Consider the following 18,037-nt stretch of genomic DNA (forward strand, 5'->3'; position numbering starts at 1 on the left):
GGGAGCCGCCCGCCACGCCTGGCCCAGACACGGAAAAAGCCGGCGGGCTTCCCATCGCGGGGGCCCGTCCGGCTTTTGTGCATTATCCGGGTTTCGGGGGACGGGGGCTACCCTGCCCCGGCACTTCCGTTCATCGCTTCAACACCCACAGGAACGTCAGCCCGAAGATCAGGATGAAGCCGCCGACCGCGCGCACCTGGCCGTCGGACATCTGCAGCAGTTGCAGCACGGCGCGCTTCCACCCGGCGGGAATGGCGAACAGCACCAGGCCTTCGAGGATGGCGACGAGGCACAGGGCGGACCAGAGGTCGGACATGGACGGATTCCCGGCCCCGCGACCAAGCGCAGGGCGATGAAAGACAGAGGGCTGAAACGGCACCGGCCGCCCTGGGGCGGCCGGTGGTAGAGGCTCAGCGATCGCTGCGCATGTACTGGAGGAAGGGGTCGTCCTTGTCCAGCACGATCACGCCCTGCCCGTCCTTGAACGAGACGCGGTAGGCCTCCAGGCTGCGCTGGAAGGCGTAGAACGCGGGGTCGCGGTTGGCGGCCACGCCGTACAGGCGGGCGGCTTCGGCATCGCCTTCGCCGCGCAGCTTCTGCGCATCGCGCTCGGCTTCGGCCAGCAGCACCGCGACGTCACGCTGGGCCTGCGCCTGCACGATCCGCGCCTGCTCGGCACCCTGCGCGCGCAGGGCGCTCGCCACCTGCGTGCGTTCGGCGCGCATGCGGTTGTAGACCTGGTCGATGACTTCGCTGTCGGTGGGCAGGTCGATCTGCTTGAAGCGGATGTCCACCACCTGCATGCCCAGGTTCTTGGCGCCGGCATTGATGCCGGGCAGCTGCTTCTCGATCAGTTCGTTGCGGTTGCCCGACACCAGCTGGGTCAGCGTGCGCGAGTTGATCTCGTTGCGCAGCGATTCCTTGATGATGGGCGCCAGGCGCTCGGTGGCCAGTTCGGCCTGGCCGCCGGTGGCGCGGTAGAAGTCCGCCGCGTTGACGATGAAGCCGATGGCGATGAAGTCGACGCTGACATCCTTGCGCTCGGAGGTCAGCGAGCGTTCCGGCGGGAACTCGTTGGCGGTGAAGCGGCGATCGAACACGCGCGCGGTTTCCAGCAGCGGCAGCTTGAAATGCAGGCCGGGGCCGATCTCGCTGCGCACCACGCGACCCAGGTTGAGCACCAGGCCCACCTGCCCTTCGCGCACCACGTAGACCGAGCCCATCAGGCCCAGCAGGACGGCCACGACGATACCGACGATCAGGGAATTCCTCATGGCTGCGCCTCCTCACGGCCGGCCGGGCGCGGTGAGCGCACCGCATTGCGGGAACTGGACGGGGTGCTTTCCACGGGCGGCATCATTTCGGTGGGAATCACGCCCGCGGGCAGCTGGCCGGAGGACGAGCCCGCGGCGTTGCCCATGGGCACGTAGATCAGCTGGCGGCTGTCGCCACCGACCACCTTGCGGTTGTCGGCCAGCACCTGTTGCACGGTATCCAGCCACAGGCGCTTGCGGGTGACTTCGGGGGCGTTGCGGTATTCGTCCAGCAGCAGGCTGAAGCGGGTCGCGTCACCGGTCGCCTTGGCGATGGCGGCGGTCTTGTAGCCTTCGGCCTGGGTACGGATCTGCTGCGCGTCGCCGCGCGCCTCGGGCACGATCTTGGCCGCGACAGCGCGTGCCTGCGACACCAGGCGCTCGTTCTCCTGCTGCGCGCTGTTGACCTCGTCGAACGCCGGCTTGACGGCTTCCGGCGGGCGGGCGTCCTGCAGGCTCAGCTCGGTGACGACCAGGCCGGTGCGGTACGCCTCCAGCGAGGCCTGCAGCGCGGTGCCGGCGGTGGCCGACAGCGGGCCGCGGTTGTTGAGCGCGGCGTCCAGGTCGGAACGGCCGATCACTTCGCGCACCGCGCTCTGCGCGGTCTGCTCCAGCACGCGGGTGGCGTCGGTGGTGCCGAACAGGAACAGCTTGGGATCGCCCACGCGGTACTGCACGTTGAACGACACGGTGATGATGTTCTCGTCACGCGTCAGCACCGGCAGGCTGTTGCTGAAGGTGCGCACGCCGGTGGCGTTGACCTTGGTGACGCTTTCGATGGGCCAGGGGAACTTGAAGTTCGGGCCGGGCTGCATGGTGCGCACGTACTGGCCGAAGCGCAGCACGACGCCGCGGTCCTGTTCGCCGATCAGCTGGAAGCTGGAGAACAGCACCAGGATGCCCACGCCCAGCAGCACCCAGCGCAGCGGATTGCCGCCACCGCCGAAGCCGCCGAACAGGCCGCGCAGGCGGTCGAGTACGTCGCCGATGCCACCGCCTCCCTGCGGGGTGCGCGGCTTCCAGTTGTTGTTCCGGTTGCCGTTGTTGCCAGATCCGCCGCCGCCACTGCCAGGGGTGTTCCAGGCCATGCCCACTCCGTATTGAAAGATTCGCGCGGCCGGGGCCCACGCAGGTTTCGATTCTACTAGATAGGGGCGGCCCGGCCGGGAGGCAAGGCCGGGAGGTCATGCCCCCGCCCCGCTCTCCTGTGGGAGCGACGTAAGTCGCGAACGGGCCACGCCAATCTTGCGGGTTTGCCGGGGAAGAGCTTCGCGACTTACGTCGCTCCCACATCCACACCCACAACCGCGGGACCCGCCATCCCTACTGCCAGTCTTCCCGCTCCACCTTCGGCAGCAGCGCCTCCAGCGGATGCCCGCCGGCTTGCGAGGCCAAGCGCTGCGCGTCGGCCAGGGCCAGGTCGAGGGTGACGCGCCAGCCGTTCTCTTCGAAATCCTCTGCCAGCACCGCGCCCAGCGCATGCAGGCGCGAGCGCAGGCGCGCGGAGTTCGCCGGCAGGTGCAGTTCGCCGCGCACGCGCTGGAAGCCCAGTCGCTGCGCCAGCGCGCCCTTCAGCAGGTCGATGCCGACGCCGTCGCGTGCGGACAGCCAGACGCGCTCGCGGCCCATGCCGGCGCTGGGGGCGTCGCCTTCGTCTACACCGGGATCGGGCTGGTCGTGGCGCGGTTCGGCGCCTTCGATGCGGTCGATCTTGTTGAACACCAGCATCTGCGGCAGGTCGCCAGCGCCGATTTCCTGCAGCACCTCGTCGACCTGCGCGATGCGTTCCTCGCGGTGCGGGTCGGCGGCGTCGATGACGTGCAGCAGCAGGTCGGCTTCGCGCGCTTCGCTCAGGGTGGAGCGGAAGGCGGCGACCAGTTCGTGCGGCAGGTCGCGCACGAAGCCCACGGTATCGGCCAGCACCACCGCGCCGCCCGGCAGGTCGATGCGGCGCACGGTGGGGTCCAGCGTGGCGAACAGTTGGTCTGCGGCGTAGGCCTCGGCGCCGGTCAGTACGTTGAACAGGGTGGATTTGCCGGCGTTGGTGTAACCCACCAGCGCGACGCGCGGCAGTTCGCTGCGCACGCGGGCACGGCGCATCTGGGTGCGCTGCACTTCCACTTTTTCCAGCCGCTTCTGCAGTTGTTCGACGCGCTTCTGCAGCAGGCGGCGGTCGGTTTCCAGCTGGGTTTCGCCGGGGCCGCGCAGGCCGATGGAACCGCCGCGCTGGCGCTCCAGGTGGGTCCAGCCGCGGATCAGTCGCGTGGCCATGTGGCGCAGCTGCGCCAGTTCCACCTGCAGCTTGCCCTCGTGGCTGCGCGCACGCTGCGCGAAGATGTCCAGGATCAGCCCCGTGCGGTCCAGCACGCGGCGCTGCAGGAGTTTTTCCAGGTTGCGTTCCTGGCCCGGCGACAGCGGGAAGTTGACCAGGATGAGGTCGGCGCCGGTGGCATCGGCGGCGGCCTTCACTTCCTCCAGCTTGCCGCTGCCGATCAGCGTGGAGGGATTGGGACGGTCGATGCGCGCCGTCAGCAGCGCGGCGACGGTCGCGCCGGCCGAACGTGCGAGATCGCTGAACTCTTCGGTGAGGCCGTCGTCGGGACGGCCGCCGGCATGCGGCTGGATCAGCAGCGCATGCTCGCCCTTGCGGGATCTTTCAAACAATGGGGTCGTGCCTCTTCAATCGAGGCACGCATTATCACGCGGTTTCGTCGTCGCCGCCTTCGGCGTCTTCGTCACCCTGCTGCACGTAGCCGCCGCCCGGCCCCACGCGCACGTTGCGCGCCGGCACCACGGTGGAAATGGCGTGCTTGTAGACCATCTGGCTGACCGTGTTGCGCAGCAGGACCACGAACTGGTCGAAGGATTCGATGGTGCCCTGCAGCTTGATGCCGTTGACCAGGTAGACCGACACCGGGACGCGCTCGCGCCGCAGTGCATTCAGGAAAGGATCCTGCAGGGATTGCCCCTTGGACATGACGTACTCCCGCCTTGCGTTCTTATAGTTAGGTATGTGGTGCCGTGCCGGGCCGACGAACTGCTCCCCTGTCGTCCCGGAGCCCCGATGTTACACAACATCGGCCCGGCGGGGCGTTGCCAAGTCAGGCAACGGGTCCCAATTCCGGACAATGTGGCCCAAACGGCCCACGATCACGGCAGGAACAGGGCCAGTGCGTCGTCCAGGCGGGCGCGATCGGTGGCCGGATCGAACCAGCGTGCGTCCAGTTCTCCGCGCAACCAGGTCAGCTGGCGCTTGGCGAGCTGGCGGGTGGCGGCGATGGCGCGCTCGCGGAAGGTCGCCGCATCGCCCTGGCCGTCGAGGTACTCCCACGCCTGGCGATAGCCCACGGCACGCACTGCGGGCAGATCGAGGGGCGCGGCGACGGCCTGCATGGCGGGCAGTGCGCGCAGGCGGTGGACCTCGTCGAGGAAGCCCTGTTCGAGCATCAGGTCGAAGCGACGCGCGATGCGCTCATGCAGCACGGTGCGGTCGGCCGGTGCGAGTACCAGCTTCAGCACGCGGAACGGCAGGCGCATGCCGCGTGCTTCGCGCTGCCACTGGCTGATGGGCTTGCCGGTGAGCCGGTACACCTCCAGCGCACGCTGGATGCGCTGCGGGTCGGTGGCATGGATGCGCGCGGCGGCGGCGGGATCGACCTGGGCCAGCGCCGCATGCAGGGTCGGCCAGCCCTGCGCTTGCGCTTCTGCGGTGATGCCGGCGCGCAATGCGGTGTCTGCCGCCGGCATGGCGGCCAACCCTTCGAGCAGGGCCTGGAAGTAGAGTCCCGTGCCGCCTGCGAGGATCGGCAATCGTCCGCGCGATGCGATGCCGTCCAGCGCGCCGCGTGCGTCCTGCGCGAACTCGGCGGCGGAATACGCCTGCCACGGGTCACGCACGTCCAGCAGGTGATGCGACACGCATGCCTGCTCTTCCGCCGTGGGTTTGGCCGCGCCGATGTCGAGGCCGCGATAGACCAATGCCGAATCGACGCTGACGATCTCGCCATTGAAACGTTGCGCCACTTCCAGCGCGAACGCGGTCTTGCCCGACGCGGTCGGGCCCATGATGGCGATGGCGAGGGGACGGGCATCGAGCGGCATGAGGGCATTGTCGCATCCGCCCGCCACGCAGCCCGGCGTGGCGGCTGGGCCGGCCATCTACTCGTCGTCGGGCCAGCGGATCGTCGGCGCGGCGGTCGGCTTGCGGGGCGCCGGGATGGCCGCGACGGCATTCCATATCTTCAACGCATCCACCGTGGCGGCCACGTCGTGTACCCGCACGATGGCCGCGCCGCGCTGCGTGGCGATCAAGTGCGCGGCCACCGATCCGGACACGCGGTCGGCCGGCACCTCACGGCCGGTGAGCTGCCCGATGCTGCGCTTGCGCGACAGGCCCGCCAGCACCGGCACGCCGAGCTCGACGAACCGCTCCAGCTGCGCCAGCAACTGCAGGTTGTGTGGGGTGTCCTTGCCGAAACCGAAGCCGGGATCGATGACGATGTGCTTCTTCGCGATGCCGGCCATTTCGGCCGCGAAGATGCGCTCGGCGAGGAACCGGTGCACCTCGCCGACAACGTCGTCGTATTGCGGGGCGGCCTGCATCGAACGCGGCTCGCCCTGCATGTGCATCAGGACCACCGGGACACCGAGTGCCGCGGCGGCGTCGAGCGCACCGTCGCGGCGCAGGCCGTAGACGTCGTTGATCATGCCCGCGCCGGCCTGCACGGCCGCGCGCATCACGTCCGGCTTGGAGGTATCGATGCTGATCGGTACCGCGACCTGCGCGGCAAGACGCTCGATCACCGCCACGACGCGGCGCAGCTCTTCCTCGACCGGCACCTCGTCCGCGCCGGGACGCGTGGATTCGCCCCCGATGTCGAGCAGGTCCGCGCCCTCTTCCACCAGCCTCAGCGCATGCGCGACGGCGGCCTCGGTGGTGTCGTGCGCGCCACCGTCGGAGAACGAATCCGGGGTGACGTTGACGATGCCCATGACCTGCGGGCGGTCAAGCCGGAGGATGCGGCCGGCGCAGTCGAGCTGGGGGACGGTGTCGAACATGCGCTTCTCCGGATGTGCTGCGCGCATTGTAGAGCGCACCCCGTTGTGGGAGCGACGCCAGTCGCGACTCATCATCCGAGGGCCGCGACGCGCGAAGCATCGCGACCTGCGTCGCTCCCGCCAGACCGAAACGACGAAGGCCTGGCATGGCCAGGCCTTCGCGTCACGCGACGGGTGGATCAACGCGCCTCAGGTCTGCGCGGCCGGTCCACCGATCGGCGGCAGCGGACGCGACTCGGGCTTGTCGTCGTCCTTGCCGGTCTTGTTCCAGCCCATCGGCGGCGGCGGCTCGCGCCCTTCCATGATGGCGTCGATCTGCGGCACGTCGATCGTTTCGTACTCCAGCAACAGCTGCGACATGGTGTGCAGCTTGTCCATGTTCTCCGTCAGGATCGTCTTGGTACGCGCATAGGCGCGATCCAGGATGGCGCGGACGACTTCATCGATCCGGCGCGCGGTCTCGTTGGAGACATTCTTGTGCTGGGTGACCGAGCGGCCGAGGAAGACTTCGTCCTCTTCCTCGCCATAGGCGATCGGGCCCATCTCGTCGCTCAGGCCCCACTTGGTGACCATGTTGCGGGCCATCTTGGTGGCTCGCTCGATGTCGTTGGAGGCGCCGGTGGTGACCTTGTCGGCACCGAAGATCAACTCCTCGGCGACGCGGCCGCCATACAGCGAACACAGCTGCGATTCGATGGCGACGCGGTTGAGCGAATACTTGTCGCCCTCCGGCAGGTACATCGTCACGCCCAGCGCGCGGCCGCGCGGGATGATGGTGACCTTGTAGACCGGGTCGTGTTCCGGCACCAGGCGGCCGACGATGGCATGGCCTGCCTCGTGGTAGGCGGTGAGCGTCTTTTCGTCCTCGCTCATCGCCATCGAACGGCGTTCGGCGCCCATCAGGATCTTGTCGCGCGCACGGTCGAAGTGGTCCATGCGGACTTCCTTCGCGTTCTCGCGCGCGGCGAACAGCGCCGCTTCGTTGGCGAGGTTGGCCAGGTCGGCACCGCTGAAGCCGGGCGTACCACGGGCGATCACCATCGGCTCGACGTCATCGGCCAGCGGCAGTTTGCGCATGTGCACGCGCAGGATCTGCTCGCGGCCCTTCACGTCCGGCAGACCCACCACGACCTGGCGGTCGAAGCGACCCGGACGCAGCAGCGCCGGGTCCAGCACGTCGGGACGGTTGGTGGCGGCGATGACGATGACGCCTTCGCCACCCTCGAAGCCGTCCATCTCGACCAGCAACTGGTTCAAGGTCTGCTCGCGCTCGTCATGACCGCCGCCCAGGCCGGCACCGCGGTGGCGGCCGACGGCGTCGATCTCGTCGATGAAGATGATGCAGGGGGCGTGCTTCTTGGCCTGCTCGAACATGTCGCGCACGCGGCTGGCGCCGACGCCGACGAACATCTCGACGAAATCCGAACCGGAAATGCTGAAGAACGGCACCTTGGCTTCGCCGGCGATGGCCTTGGCCAGCAGCGTCTTGCCGGTGCCGGGCTGGCCGACCATCAGCACGCCGCGCGGGATCTTGCCGCCCAGCTTCTGGAACTTGCCCGGGTCGCGCAGGAACTCGACCAGTTCGCCGACTTCTTCCTTCGCCTCGTCGCAGCCGGCGACGTCCGCGAAGGTCACCTTCACCTGGTCCTCGCCCTGCAGCTTGGCGCGCGACTTGCCGAAGGACATCGCGCCCTTGGCACCGCCACCACCGCCCTGCATCTGGCGCATGATGAAGATCCAGAAGCCGATGATCAGCAGCACGGGCAGGAAGTTCAGCAGGATGGCGACCAGCGAGATGCCGCTCTCGGGCTGCTCGCGGTCGATGGTGACGTTCTTGCTGAGCAGCGTGTCGACGAGCTTGTCGTCCTGCGGACCGTAGACCGTACCGCTCGAACTGTCCTTGCGCTTGAAGGCAATGGCGTTGGTGGCGAGGTTGCTCTCGTTGGTGAACTCCACCGATGCCACGCGACCGGATTCGACTTCCTGCAGGAACTCGGAATAGGTGATCGGCCCGCCAGTGGCAGTCGCCCCGCCCTTGGGCGAGAAGCTCTGGAAGACGACCATCAGCACGACGGCGACGACTACCCACAGCAGCAGATTCTTGGTCAGGTCGTTCATCCTCATCGGCTCCGGCGTTCCTCTTTCGTAATACGCACTTTACGTCACCTTACTTGATCTGGATCCGCTTGCCCTGTCCCAAGGCATACACCTCGGGGGAGCGCTTGCGGGACGCGTCCGGCTTGCGGATCGCCACCTTGTCATAGCGGCGGCGAAGCTCGCGGATGTAGTCGTCGGAACCGGTGCCCTGGAACAACTTGATCAGGAACGCCCCGCCCGGCTTCAGGTGGCTGTCGGCGAACTCCATCGCCAACTCCGCCAGGTGCATCATCCGCGGCTGGTCGACCGCATCCACACCACTCTTATTGGGGGCCATATCCGACAGCACAAGGTCCACGGGAGCGCCGTCCAGCATGGCTTCCAGCTGGGATAGGACGCTGTCTTCCCTGAAATCCCCATGAAGGAAGTCCACGCCCGCCAGAGGCGGCATGTCCAGGATGTCCATGGCCACCACCCGGCCGCTGTCGCCCATCGCCTGGCGGACGAACTGCGACCAGCCGCCCGGCGCGGCGCCCAGGTCGACCACGACCATGCCCGGCTTGAGCAGTCGGTCGCGCTCCAGCAGTTCTTCCAGCTTGTAGGCAGCCCGCGACCTCAAGCCCTCGGCCTGGGCCTTCTTCACGTAGGGATCGGAGAAGTGTTCCTTCAGCCAGCGCTGGCTGCTCTTGCTGCGGGTAGCCATGTCGGCGAGGTCTCCGGGCACGCTGCGACGGGAGCCGCCGGAGCCGTTCGTGGGGGTGGCCATGATACCCTGATCACCCTTTTGAACCCGTACCGTGCCGCATGCCTGTTGCCCTGACCGCTGCCCAGACCCGTTTCCTGCGCGGCCAGGCCCACGACCTGAAGGCGCTGCTGCAGATCGGCAACAAGGGAGTCACGCCGGCCTTCATCGCCGAGCTGGATGCCGTGCTCGAGCAGCACGAACTGGTCAAGGTGAAGGTCGCCGGCGAGGACCGCGACGCCCGCGATGCAATGATCGACGATCTGGCCGACAAGGCCGACGCCGCCCTGGTGCAGCGCATCGGCCACACGGCCGTGCTGTATCGGCCCAGCAAGGAACGCCGGCACATCGTGCTGCCGCGCGGCTGATCCCGGCGCGCAGGTCGCCCGCCATGCAACTGAACCACGAACTGCCCGACTACGCCTTCACCCTGCGGTCCGCCGACGGCCAGTCCGCCCGGGTGAACGACCGGACGCTGTCGGCCAGCTTCATCCTCTCACCGCAGCAACTCGTCGAAGACTGGCCGGTACGCGACAGCGCTTCGCTTGCACCGGACGATCTGGCGCCGCTGCTGGCGCTGAAGCCGGAAGTGGTCCTGCTGGGCACCGGCGACCGACAGGTATTTCCGCCAGCCGCGGTGATGGCCGCCTGCCTGCGCCAGGGGATCGGTCTTGAGGTCATGACGAACGCCGCCGCCGCCCGCACGTTCAACGTGCTGGCCAGCGAATCGCGCAAGGTCGTGGCCGGGTTCCTGCTGGCGCCACGCTGACCGCGTCATGGCGATGCGGCACCTGCTCCTGCTGCCCGTCATCCTGTTCGCCACCGCATGCACCCGGACTGCACCGGATGCCGGGCAGCGCTACGATCATTGGCGGCAGGGCGCTGGCGCACAGAGCCTGATCGCTTACGAGCGCATGCTGACCGACGCCGGTGTCGGCGATGTGGTGCCGATGCATGCGCTGCTGCGCTCCAGCCGCCGCTGGCGGACCTGCCAGGCGCCGGAATTCCTGCTGCCCCCTTCCGACCGCGCCGCCGCCATCGTGCCGACCCTCCGCGTGGTCGCGCAATTGCAGGCCTTGGGCATCGTCGAAGGCAGCAACGCGCGCTCCGGTTACCGGTCCGCCGTGCTGAACCGCTGTTCGGGAGGGAGCACCCGCAGCCGCCACCTCCTCAACAATGCGCTGGATTTCGACCTCGCCGACGGCAGCCAGGCAAGCGCCCTGTGCGAGTTCTGGCGCACGCGGGGTTCGTCACTGGCGATGGGACTGGGCTTCTACACCCCGACCAGGATCCACATCGATACGTCCGGGCACCGCACCTGGGGCAACGACCACCGGCGCGGAACCTCACTGTGCGCCACCGGCGCGGCGGCTCAGTCGGCCGCGCGGGCCAACCGCACCCGGACACCGTAGTGGTCGGACGGCCAGGCGCCCTTCGCGTCGGACTGGTCAAGGATGATGTCCGCGTCGACGACGCGGAACGCATCGCGCTGGGCGAAGACGTGATCGATGCGGATCGCCGGATGACCCAGATGCGTGTTGAGCGTGGTGTGCACCGGCGTGTTGGTGTCCACGCCCGCGTGCGCCTCCGAGTACGCTTCGAGGAAGCGCACGCGCAGCGGCGCCAGTTCCGGCGTGTCCGAACGCGTGTTGAAGTCGCCGCCGATGATCGAGGGTGCGTCACCGGCCGTCTCGTCGATCAGCGCGAGCACGCCCCCGATCTGCTCGGCGCGAATCGCCCCGCCCTCCGGCTTGTAATGCAGATGGGTCACGTAGACGTTCAACGGGATGCCGTGCACCGTCGTCCGGACCCAGCCCGCATTCCGGTAATCGTCGAGTGGCGCGAGCTTCACTTCACGCGACTGTTCTATCGCGCCTTTGACCAGGATTGCGTTGCCATACCGTCGCGCTTGTTGCGGCGCATCGGCCGAGAAGAACCGGTACTGGTAGCCCAGGCGTGATGCCAGCACCTGCGCCTGGTTGGGCAAGGCCGCGTCCTGCAGCACTTCCTGCAATACGATCACGTCAGGCGCCAGGGTTTTCAACTCGGCAAAGATCATGTCCCGGCGATGAGGCCAGTCCTGCTTGTCGTGCCACAGATTGAGGGTGACCACATCGACGGTCGATGGAGTTTGCTTGCTGCGTGGACGCTGGCACGCGGTCAGGGCCAGCACCAGGATCACCAACAGGGCCGCCAGGACCGGCTTCCACCACGCTGGCAGGATAAGCGGAAACATGTTCAGCGCTTCGGCAGATACTGCAGCGGATCGACGGGTTTGCCGTCGTGGCGGATCTCGAAATGAAGCATTTCGCGCGAGGCACCGCTGCTGCCCATTTCGGCGATCTGCTGGCCCGCCTTGATGTTCTGGCCTTCATTCACCAGCCGCTTGCGGTTGTGGCCGTAGGCGGACAGCCAGGCTTCGCTGTGCTTGATGATGATCAGTTCGCCATAGCCCACCAGGCCGGCGCCGGAGTACACCACTACGCCGTCCGCCGCCGCGCGCACCGCCTGGCCGCTGCTGCCTGCGATGTCGATGCCCTGCTTGGTGGCGTCACCGGCAGCGAAACGTCCGATCAGATGGCCTTCCGCAGGCCAACGCCACGAGAATCCGGCATTCACCGGTGCTGGCGTCGCAACAGGGCGCGTGACCGGAGCGGGAGGCGGCGTCGGGCGCGTCGTCGCACCGGTGGCGGGCCTGGAGGGTGTCGTCGTCGCGGTCGTCCGCGTGCCTGCGCTGCCTGGATACAGCTTCAACGACTGCCCCGGATAGATCGTGTACGGCGGCGCGATGCCGTTCCAGCGCGCGAGGTCGTTGACGTCGACCCCATTGCGGAATGCGATGCCGAACAGGGTATCGCCACGCTGCACGCGTACCGTCGTGCCCGGCTTGGCCTGCGAAGGTTTGCGGGTGGATGACGAGGACGGTTCGCGTACCACCGTGGTCGAGCAGGCGCCCAGCATCGCCACGGCGAAGCCGATCAGGAGGGCGCGCGTCATTCGATTGCCGGAGCGGAGCGTCGTGGTCATGCGTGGAGTCGTTTCCTCAAGGCGTGGCTTGGCGGCTTCAACCGGTCAATCGCTGGAACAGTTCGCGCACAGCGACGCCGCCGCCGCCGATCAGCACACTGAAGTAGACGATGGTGCCGATGTTGGCCAGATGGCCCAGCAGGATCGCACCCCCGTCGCGCTGGATGAAGCCGATGGCATACAACAGCAACGCCAAGGCTGGCAGGGTATTGCTGAATGGGACGAATCCGAACGGTGCCATCAACAGCAGCGCCGCGAGGATGAAAGCAAGATTGTTGAGCGTCCCCTGCCCCACACCATCGACGAAGAAGCGCAGGCGGCGTGGCCGGCTGATCTTCTCCATCCGGCGGACCCATACCAGCCCTCCGACCAGGCCCGGACGCAGGCGATCGGCCGGCAGTGCCTTGTCCTTCACGCGCGCCGGCAGCCACAACGGCCGATTGATCAGCCGGCTTACTCCGACCAGCAGGATGGCCGCGCCAAACACGGTGCTGACGCCCGGGATCGACACCGGGATCAGGAACACCAGCGTCAGCAGGATGGTCAGCAGCAGCAGGCCTTCGTCGCTGAAGACATCCAGCAGTTCACCCAGGCTCAGCGTGTCCGGAGGAAGGCGCTCGATGATGTCCGCCAGTTGCTCGCCCAGCGAAGCCGCCTGATCGAGCGCATCGCCGTCGTGTCGCGGATCCGTCACGCCGCTCAATCCAGGGTTCCCGACAGCAGCGGCACGAATACCACCGGCGCCAGCGTGGTTTCCTCCACGCTGCCATCCGGGCGCTTCAGCAGGCGCACCAGCGACTGCGAACCGCTGCCGCCGACGGGCGCGACAAGTTGTCCGCCCACTGCGAGTTGCTCCACCAGCACGGGCACCAGTGCGGGCGCAGCGGCGGTCACGATGATCGCATCGTACGGGCCGTGCTCGGCCCAGCCGATGCGCCCGTCGTCGTGCTTGCTGCGCACATTCATGCCCAACTGGCGCAGGCGCTTGCGGGCTTGCCGCAGCAGGTCGCCGATGCGCTCGACGGTATGCACTTCGAGTCCAAGCATGGCGAGCACCGCCGCCTGGTAGCCCGAACCCGTGCCGATCTCCAACACCTTCTTCGGCGAGGTTTCCAGCAGCACCTCGGTCATCCTCGCCACCACCCAGGGCTGGGAAATGGTCTGGCTGTGGCCGATCGGCAGCGCCGTGTCCTCATAGGCGCGCGTCGCCAGCGCCTCATCGACGAACAGGTGGCGCGGCAGCGTGCGGATGGCATTGAGCACGCGCTCATCGGCGATGCCGGACTCGCGCAGGCGCTCGACCAGGCGATCGCGCACGCGCTGCGAGGTCATGCCCATGCCGACGGCCTCGGGCTGCAGACGCAACCGTGGCGTCATGGGGAGTCCTCGAGGGCGGCGGTCAATCCACCCACCCATCCGGCGACCTTTTCCAGCGCCTGGTAGCGCGTCAGATCGACATGGATCGGCGTGATGGAAATATGGCCGGTGCGCACGGCATGGAAATCGGTGCCGGGGCCTGCGTCCTGCTCGCGCCCCGCGGGACCGATCCAGTACACGGTACGGCCGCGCGGGTCGGGCTGCGGCACGCACGGCTCGGAGCGGTGGCGATTGCCGAGACGGGTGACCTCGAAACCTCGCAGATCGGACCAGGCCAGATCAGGTACGTTGACGTTGAGGATGGTGTCCGCCGGCAGCGGATCGGACTTGAGCCGGGCCACGATCTCCACGGCGGCTCGCGCGGCGGTCTCATAGTGCTTCGCATCGTGGTTGCGGGTGACCAGCGACATCGCCACCGCCGGCAAGCCGAGGAAACGGCCTTCCATCGCCGCCGACACCGTGCCGGAGTAGATGACGTCGTCGCCCAGGTTGGCCGTGTTGTTGATGCCCGACACCACGATGTCGGGCTCGAATTCCAGCATCCCGGTCAATGCCAGGTGCACGCAGTCCGTCGGCGTGCCCGCCACGCTGCAGGTGTAGTGATCGATGCGCTTGAGCCGGATCGGCAGGTCCAGCGTCAGGGAATTGCTGGCACCCGAGCGGTCGCGGTCGGGAGCGACCACGTACACTTCGTGGCCCGCGCTGCGCAGGCCTTCTGCCAGGATTCGGATGCCGGGGGCGTCGACGCCGTCGTCGTTGCTGACCAGTACGCGCATGGGTTTCCTCGAGGACGGCCCCATGATACCGGAAGCGCGCCGCTGCTTCCCGCGCTTGCGTCACGCGGCGATGCCGCTACGCTGATGGCATGTCCCGCCCCACGCCTCCCGATGACGACGATGCCTCGCTGTTCCGCGACGCGATCGGCGAGGTGCGGCGGCTGCAGGAAGCCCCGCCGCCGCCACGCAAGCCGCCACCGCGGCCTTCGGCGCGCATGGCTGAGCGCGACGAGCACGAAGCGCTTGGAGAATTCCAGCGCGGCATGGAAACCCTGGATGCGAGGTCCGCCGGCGATGTACTGAGCCATCGTCGCGAAGTGCTTTCGGCGCGCGCCTTCCAGCGCCTCAAGCGTGGGCAGTTCTCGGTGCAGGACGAACTGGACCTGCACGGCGCCACCGCGCTGCAGGCCGAGGGACTGCTGCGCCGGTTCTTCGCGGAAGCCCATGCCCATGATCACGGCTGCGTGCGCGTGATCCATGGCAAAGGCCAGCGCTCCGATGGCGATGCACCGGTACTGAAGAATCTCGTGGACCGGATATTGCGCCAGCGCGCGGACGTGCTGGCGTTCCATTCGGCGCCGCCTGCGCAGGGTGGCACGGGGGCGGTGCTGGTATTGCTGGCACGAAACCGTCGTTGATCACGCCCCCATGCCGGTGTGCCGACGGCATGGGGTGATCACGCAGGGAGTGCAACTCACTGCTTGTCGGTGGTGCGGTCTTCGATCCGCGGCGGATTCACCCATGTCAGGTGGATGCCGCGACGCTTGGCGATCCGCTCGACATAGGCGATGTACTGCTGTTCAGCGGTCAATTGACGCTGGACGGGCGGCGATGAACTGGCGGTTCCTCGGGTACTGGCGCATGCAGCCAGCAAGGCGCAGACGGACAACACAACTGCAAGGCGAAGCATGGTGTTCATGGCGACCCTCCGGCGTGTGGAAAGAACCTGTGGAGCGCCCTCCAGCCGTCAGCTGCCGATCGGCGCTGGGGACGCCTGTTTCCGCTTATACGCCTGCTGGACGGCGCTTCCAGTGCCTTCAGTCGCGTTCCGACGGACGGTCCTGTGGCTGCGACGCGTCCCGCGCCGAACCCAGTTCATGGAGCACTGCGGTGGCATAGCTCCCGGGCGGCAGCGCGAATCCCAGCCGCAGCACGTCCGTCGACAGCCATTCCCAGGCCAGTCCGTCGGGCCTCAACCGCAATGAGCGCCGTTCCTGCTTCAGCCCCTCGCGCTCCAGCCCGGCCCGCAGTGCGGCCGCATCATCGCCCTGCAGCGCGGTCTCTTCGCAAGCGCGCGCGGCAGACTGCACGCGCAGTTCTCCCTGCCCCCACAACGGACCGGAGGGATGGATGTCGAAGTCCGCCAGTCGCTCCGCCAGCGCCTCGCTCCAGGGTTCCGGCCCGAACACGCTGCGGCTGCCCGCCAGCGTCCAGACCTCGCCCTCCAGCCCCCGGTTCCAGCTGCCATCGGCGATCCGGGCCGCCAGCACCCGGTTGAACAGGGCCGAGCGGGCCGCCGACAACAGTATCGAGCGCTGTTCGCGACGCACCCGCCGCCCCGCGAACATCGCCAATGCCGCCGCGACATTGCCGCCGTCGCGACCGAACCGCTGTTCGCCGAACCAGTTCGGGAGGCCATGCGCGGCGATGTCGCGCAATCGCGCCTCGATGGCATCGGCATCGCCAACGACATCGCGCAGCACCAGTTCGAAGCGATTGCCCGCCAAGGCGCCGCGCGGGAGCTTGCGCGAATGCCAGGTCGACTCGATCACCGCCAGATCGTCGGACGCAAGGGCCGCCAGATCGGGCGCCGTCTTGCGTGGCAGATGGACGCTGAAACGCTGTCGCGTGACCGCGTGCCGGTCCTTCAGGCCCGCATACCCCACGCCCATCTCCGCGATGCCCGCCCACGCGGCGATGCGCTTGGCCGCGAACGGGGTGTTCATGCCGCGCTTCTCGACGGTCAGCAGCAGGTGCTCACCCTCGCCGGACGGCGCGAAGCCGGGCAATTCCTCCACGAAGAAGTCTTCGGGCGTGTTGCGCATGGTCGCGGACAGCACGGGTGCGCCGAAGGCGCGGGGCAGGTCTTCGCTCACGCCTTCACCAGCAACACGACCGCCTGCGCCGCGATGCCCTCGCCACGGCCGGTGAACCCCAGCGTCTCGGTGGTGGTGGCCTTGATGCTGACGGCGTCGGTATCGATGCCCAGGTCTTCCGCCACGCATGCGCGCATCGCACCGGCATGCGGACCGACCTTCGGCCGCTCGCAGATCACGGTGACGTCGGCGTTGCCGACGCGCCAACCCCGCTCAACGATCAGCGCGTTGCAGTGACGCACGAATGCGCGGCTGTCTTCGCCCTTCCAGCGGTCATCGGACGGCGGAAAGTGCTTGCCGATGTCGCCCAGTGCCAGCGCGCCCAGCATGGCGTCGCACAGCGCATGCAGCACCACGTCGCCATCGCTGTGCGCGAGCACGCCACGTTCATGGGGCACGCGCACGCCCCCGAGCATGACATGGTCGCCGTCGCCGAAGGCGTGCACATCGAAGCCCTGGCCGATGCGGATGTTCACGGAGTTCTGCATGTGGATCCCGTCTTCCTCAGCGGGCGCGTTGCGCCAGCTCGAACGCGAACCGCGCCAGGTCCGCCGGCGTGGTGATCTTGAAGTTGCTTTCCGAGCCTTCCACCAACAGCGGCCGCAGGCCCAGGCGCTCCATCGCCATCGCCTCGTCGGTGACATCGACGCCCTCGGCGAGTGCGGATTCCAATGCGCGGGTCAGCTGCAAGCGGCGGAACAGTTGCGGCGTGAAGGCACGCCACAGCCGCTCGCGTGGTTCTGTGGCATCGATGCCGCCATCGTCACCGGCACGCTTCAATGTATCGCGCACAGGCGCGGCGAGGATCGCGCCCACCGGGTCGTTGCGGCCACGTTCCAGCAGTTGCGACAGATCCGCCAGCGACAGGTTGGGTCGCGCAGCGTCGTGCACCAGCACGAAGTCGTCGGCGCGCACGTCTCCCGGCAGCGACTGAAGGCCAGCCAGCACGGACGCCGCACGGCTCGCACCGCCGATGCAGGCGCGCACCGGCTTGCCCGCGAACTCGGTCCAGCGTGGCCAGTCCGAATCGTTCTCCGATACCGGCACCACCGCGCCTTCCACCGCGTCATGCGCGAACAGGGCCGCCAATGTGTGTGCGATCAGCGGCGCGCCATCGACCACAAGATACTGCTTGGGAAGCTCACCGCCGAAGCGGGTGCCGCGTCCCGCCGCGGGCACGACAGCCCAGATGCGGGCCATCAGGGAACGGGGTCCGCGACGCCAGCGTCGCTTCCAGCGTCTTCCGTGGCCGCGACCGGTGTCGCCGCAGCCGCTTCGACCACGCGGTAGAACTTCTCGCCCGGCTTGATCATGCCCAGTTCGCTGCGTGCGCGCTCCTCGACCGCCGATTCACCGGACTTGAGGTCCTCGACTTCGGCGGCGAGCGCATCGTTGCGCTCCTGCAGGCCGGCATTCTCGCGCTTCTGCGATTCGACCTGCTGTTCCAGCGCGACGACCTGGCCCGAACTGCCGACACCGAACCAGAACTTGTACTGCAGCCATCCCAGCAGCAGCACGAGCACCAGCAGGAGCCAGGGCGTCTTGCGCATG

The 18,037-nt window shown here is 67.9% G+C and carries 23 protein-coding genes; 4 read left to right on the plus strand and 19 right to left on the minus strand.

Features of this window, described 5'->3' with window-relative positions; all coding sequences use genetic code 11:
- Positions 1 to 130: 130 nt before the first annotated feature.
- From OY559_RS13645 to rlmE, 9 genes are all read right to left on the minus strand, one after another.
- Positions 131 to 316, minus strand: a complete 186-nt coding sequence (locus tag OY559_RS13645) for a DUF2065 domain-containing protein (RefSeq protein WP_277726790.1) — start codon at positions 314 to 316, stop codon at positions 131 to 133.
- Positions 317 to 410: 94 nt separating this feature from the next.
- Positions 411 to 1,274: a protease modulator HflC gene (hflC, locus tag OY559_RS13650; protein WP_277726791.1), complete on the minus strand. Its 864-nt coding sequence runs from the start codon at positions 1,272 to 1,274 to the stop codon at positions 411 to 413.
- Positions 1,271 to 2,401, minus strand: a complete 1,131-nt coding sequence (gene hflK, locus OY559_RS13655; RefSeq protein WP_277726792.1) for an FtsH protease activity modulator HflK — start codon at positions 2,399 to 2,401, stop codon at positions 1,271 to 1,273. The genes hflC and hflK overlap by 4 nt, the downstream gene beginning before the upstream one ends.
- Before the next feature lie 235 nt (positions 2,402 to 2,636).
- Positions 2,637 to 3,977: a ribosome rescue GTPase HflX gene (gene hflX / locus OY559_RS13660; protein WP_277726793.1), complete on the minus strand. Its 1,341-nt coding sequence runs from the start codon at positions 3,975 to 3,977 to the stop codon at positions 2,637 to 2,639.
- Between the two features lie 34 nt (positions 3,978 to 4,011).
- A complete protein-coding gene (hfq, locus tag OY559_RS13665; RefSeq protein WP_062355623.1) occupies positions 4,012 to 4,290 on the minus strand; it encodes an RNA chaperone Hfq in 279 nt (92 codons plus the stop codon).
- A gap of 173 nt (positions 4,291 to 4,463) precedes the next feature.
- Positions 4,464 to 5,414 (minus strand): tRNA (adenosine(37)-N6)-dimethylallyltransferase MiaA, encoded by a 951-nt coding sequence (gene miaA, locus OY559_RS13670; protein WP_277726794.1) that lies wholly within the window; start codon positions 5,412 to 5,414, stop codon positions 4,464 to 4,466.
- Positions 5,415 to 5,471: 57 nt separating this feature from the next.
- Entirely contained in the window at positions 5,472 to 6,371 is a 900-nt protein-coding gene (gene folP, locus OY559_RS13675) for a dihydropteroate synthase (RefSeq protein WP_277726795.1), read from the minus strand.
- Positions 6,372 to 6,560: 189 nt separating this feature from the next.
- Positions 6,561 to 8,489 carry an ATP-dependent zinc metalloprotease FtsH gene (ftsH, locus tag OY559_RS13680; protein WP_277726796.1) on the minus strand — a complete coding sequence of 643 codons (1,929 nt, stop codon included), beginning with the start codon at positions 8,487 to 8,489 and terminating at the stop codon, positions 6,561 to 6,563.
- 49 nt (positions 8,490 to 8,538) lie between these two features.
- Positions 8,539 to 9,171, minus strand: coding sequence for a 23S rRNA (uridine(2552)-2'-O)-methyltransferase RlmE (rlmE, locus tag OY559_RS13685; protein ID WP_277730008.1), 633 nt, complete (start codon positions 9,169 to 9,171; stop codon positions 8,539 to 8,541).
- Positions 9,172 to 9,272: 101 nt separating this feature from the next.
- Here rlmE and yhbY point away from each other — a divergent pair, with 101 nt between their 5' ends.
- Genes yhbY through OY559_RS13700 form a run of 3 tightly spaced genes read left to right on the plus strand, consistent with a single transcriptional unit; the run spans position 9,273 to position 10,622 of the window.
- Complete coding sequence (gene yhbY, locus OY559_RS13690) at positions 9,273 to 9,578, plus strand: ribosome assembly RNA-binding protein YhbY (protein WP_192201551.1); 306 nt, start codon at positions 9,273 to 9,275, stop codon at positions 9,576 to 9,578.
- Between the two features lie 23 nt (positions 9,579 to 9,601).
- A complete protein-coding gene (locus OY559_RS13695) occupies positions 9,602 to 9,979 on the plus strand; it encodes an Mth938-like domain-containing protein (protein ID WP_277726797.1) in 378 nt (125 codons plus the stop codon).
- A gap of 7 nt (positions 9,980 to 9,986) precedes the next feature.
- Positions 9,987 to 10,622, plus strand: a complete 636-nt coding sequence (locus OY559_RS13700; RefSeq protein ID WP_277726798.1) for a D-Ala-D-Ala carboxypeptidase family metallohydrolase — start codon at positions 9,987 to 9,989, stop codon at positions 10,620 to 10,622.
- On the opposite strand, the gene OY559_RS13705 is transcribed toward OY559_RS13700, so the two are convergent.
- Genes OY559_RS13705 through surE form a run of 5 tightly spaced genes read right to left on the minus strand, consistent with a single transcriptional unit; the run spans position 10,583 to position 14,390 of the window.
- Positions 10,583 to 11,446, minus strand: coding sequence for an endonuclease/exonuclease/phosphatase family protein (locus OY559_RS13705; protein WP_277726799.1), 864 nt, complete (start codon positions 11,444 to 11,446; stop codon positions 10,583 to 10,585). The genes OY559_RS13700 and OY559_RS13705 overlap by 40 nt on opposite strands.
- A gap of 2 nt (positions 11,447 to 11,448) precedes the next feature.
- The gene (locus tag OY559_RS13710) at positions 11,449 to 12,237 is read right to left on the minus strand and encodes a peptidoglycan DD-metalloendopeptidase family protein (protein ID WP_277726800.1); all 789 of its coding nucleotides are present in this window, start codon (positions 12,235 to 12,237) and stop codon (positions 11,449 to 11,451) included.
- Between the two features lie 37 nt (positions 12,238 to 12,274).
- Positions 12,275 to 12,931, minus strand: a complete 657-nt coding sequence (locus OY559_RS13715) for an exopolysaccharide biosynthesis protein (RefSeq protein WP_277726801.1) — start codon at positions 12,929 to 12,931, stop codon at positions 12,275 to 12,277.
- Positions 12,932 to 12,936: 5 nt separating this feature from the next.
- On the minus strand, positions 12,937 to 13,614 hold the full coding sequence (locus tag OY559_RS13720; RefSeq protein WP_142124411.1) for a protein-L-isoaspartate(D-aspartate) O-methyltransferase: 678 nt from the start codon (positions 13,612 to 13,614) through the stop codon (positions 12,937 to 12,939).
- Positions 13,611 to 14,390: a 5'/3'-nucleotidase SurE gene (gene surE, locus OY559_RS13725; protein WP_277726802.1), complete on the minus strand. Its 780-nt coding sequence runs from the start codon at positions 14,388 to 14,390 to the stop codon at positions 13,611 to 13,613. Before surE ends, OY559_RS13720 begins: the two co-directional genes overlap by 4 nt.
- A gap of 89 nt (positions 14,391 to 14,479) precedes the next feature.
- Between surE and OY559_RS13730 the strand changes: the two genes are divergently transcribed.
- On the plus strand, positions 14,480 to 15,028 hold the full coding sequence (locus tag OY559_RS13730) for a Smr/MutS family protein (RefSeq protein WP_277726803.1): 549 nt from the start codon (positions 14,480 to 14,482) through the stop codon (positions 15,026 to 15,028).
- A 56-nt stretch (positions 15,029 to 15,084) separates the two neighbouring features.
- Here the strand turns inward: OY559_RS13730 and OY559_RS13735 are convergent, their stop codons facing one another.
- The 5 genes from OY559_RS13735 to ftsB all read right to left on the minus strand — a co-directional run bounded on the left by OY559_RS13735 (position 15,085) and on the right by ftsB (position 18,036).
- A complete protein-coding gene (locus OY559_RS13735; RefSeq protein ID WP_277726805.1) occupies positions 15,085 to 15,309 on the minus strand; it encodes a hypothetical protein in 225 nt (74 codons plus the stop codon).
- Between the two features lie 118 nt (positions 15,310 to 15,427).
- On the minus strand, positions 15,428 to 16,486 hold the full coding sequence (truD, locus tag OY559_RS13740; RefSeq protein WP_277726806.1) for a tRNA pseudouridine(13) synthase TruD: 1,059 nt from the start codon (positions 16,484 to 16,486) through the stop codon (positions 15,428 to 15,430).
- Positions 16,483 to 16,974, minus strand: coding sequence for a 2-C-methyl-D-erythritol 2,4-cyclodiphosphate synthase (ispF, locus tag OY559_RS13745; protein WP_277726807.1), 492 nt, complete (start codon positions 16,972 to 16,974; stop codon positions 16,483 to 16,485). Before ispF ends, truD begins: the two co-directional genes overlap by 4 nt.
- A gap of 16 nt (positions 16,975 to 16,990) precedes the next feature.
- Positions 16,991 to 17,686: a 2-C-methyl-D-erythritol 4-phosphate cytidylyltransferase gene (gene ispD, locus OY559_RS13750; RefSeq protein ID WP_277726808.1), complete on the minus strand. Its 696-nt coding sequence runs from the start codon at positions 17,684 to 17,686 to the stop codon at positions 16,991 to 16,993.
- Positions 17,686 to 18,036: a cell division protein FtsB gene (ftsB, locus tag OY559_RS13755; RefSeq protein ID WP_277726809.1), complete on the minus strand. Its 351-nt coding sequence runs from the start codon at positions 18,034 to 18,036 to the stop codon at positions 17,686 to 17,688. Before ftsB ends, ispD begins: the two co-directional genes overlap by 1 nt.
- Between the last annotated feature and the right edge of the window lies 1 nt (position 18,037).

Source organism: Pseudoxanthomonas sp. SE1, from assembly GCF_029542205.1.
Taxonomy (GTDB): Bacteria; Pseudomonadota; Gammaproteobacteria; order Xanthomonadales; family Xanthomonadaceae; genus Pseudoxanthomonas_A.

Coding starts and splice junctions, on each gene's coding strand:
- OY559_RS13720 (WP_142124411.1), bottom strand. CDS start 13,614: ATGACGCCACGGTTGCGTCTGCAGCCCGAGGCCGTCGGCATGGGCATG.
- miaA (WP_277726794.1), bottom strand. CDS start 5,414: ATGCCGCTCGATGCCCGTCCCCTCGCCATCGCCATCATGGGCCCGACC.
- OY559_RS13730 (WP_277726803.1), top strand. CDS start 14,480: ATGTCCCGCCCCACGCCTCCCGATGACGACGATGCCTCGCTGTTCCGC.
- OY559_RS13705 (WP_277726799.1), bottom strand. CDS start 11,446: ATGTTTCCGCTTATCCTGCCAGCGTGGTGGAAGCCGGTCCTGGCGGCC.
- hflK (WP_277726792.1), bottom strand. CDS start 2,401: ATGGCCTGGAACACCCCTGGCAGTGGCGGCGGCGGATCTGGCAACAAC.
- ispD (WP_277726808.1), bottom strand. CDS start 17,686: ATGGCCCGCATCTGGGCTGTCGTGCCCGCGGCGGGACGCGGCACCCGC.
- OY559_RS13695 (WP_277726797.1), top strand. CDS start 9,602: ATGCAACTGAACCACGAACTGCCCGACTACGCCTTCACCCTGCGGTCC.
- rlmE (WP_277730008.1), bottom strand. CDS start 9,171: ATGGCTACCCGCAGCAAGAGCAGCCAGCGCTGGCTGAAGGAACACTTC.
- OY559_RS13710 (WP_277726800.1), bottom strand. CDS start 12,237: ATGACCACGACGCTCCGCTCCGGCAATCGAATGACGCGCGCCCTCCTG.
- OY559_RS13645 (WP_277726790.1), bottom strand. CDS start 316: ATGTCCGACCTCTGGTCCGCCCTGTGCCTCGTCGCCATCCTCGAAGGC.
- OY559_RS13700 (WP_277726798.1), top strand. CDS start 9,987: ATGGCGATGCGGCACCTGCTCCTGCTGCCCGTCATCCTGTTCGCCACC.
- surE (WP_277726802.1), bottom strand. CDS start 14,390: ATGCGCGTACTGGTCAGCAACGACGACGGCGTCGACGCCCCCGGCATC.
- ftsH (WP_277726796.1), bottom strand. CDS start 8,489: ATGAACGACCTGACCAAGAATCTGCTGCTGTGGGTAGTCGTCGCCGTC.
- OY559_RS13735 (WP_277726805.1), bottom strand. CDS start 15,309: ATGAACACCATGCTTCGCCTTGCAGTTGTGTTGTCCGTCTGCGCCTTG.
- hfq (WP_062355623.1), bottom strand. CDS start 4,290: ATGTCCAAGGGGCAATCCCTGCAGGATCCTTTCCTGAATGCACTGCGG.
- hflC (WP_277726791.1), bottom strand. CDS start 1,274: ATGAGGAATTCCCTGATCGTCGGTATCGTCGTGGCCGTCCTGCTGGGC.
- ispF (WP_277726807.1), bottom strand. CDS start 16,974: ATGCAGAACTCCGTGAACATCCGCATCGGCCAGGGCTTCGATGTGCAC.
- folP (WP_277726795.1), bottom strand. CDS start 6,371: ATGTTCGACACCGTCCCCCAGCTCGACTGCGCCGGCCGCATCCTCCGG.
- ftsB (WP_277726809.1), bottom strand. CDS start 18,036: ATGCGCAAGACGCCCTGGCTCCTGCTGGTGCTCGTGCTGCTGCTGGGA.
- yhbY (WP_192201551.1), top strand. CDS start 9,273: ATGCCTGTTGCCCTGACCGCTGCCCAGACCCGTTTCCTGCGCGGCCAG.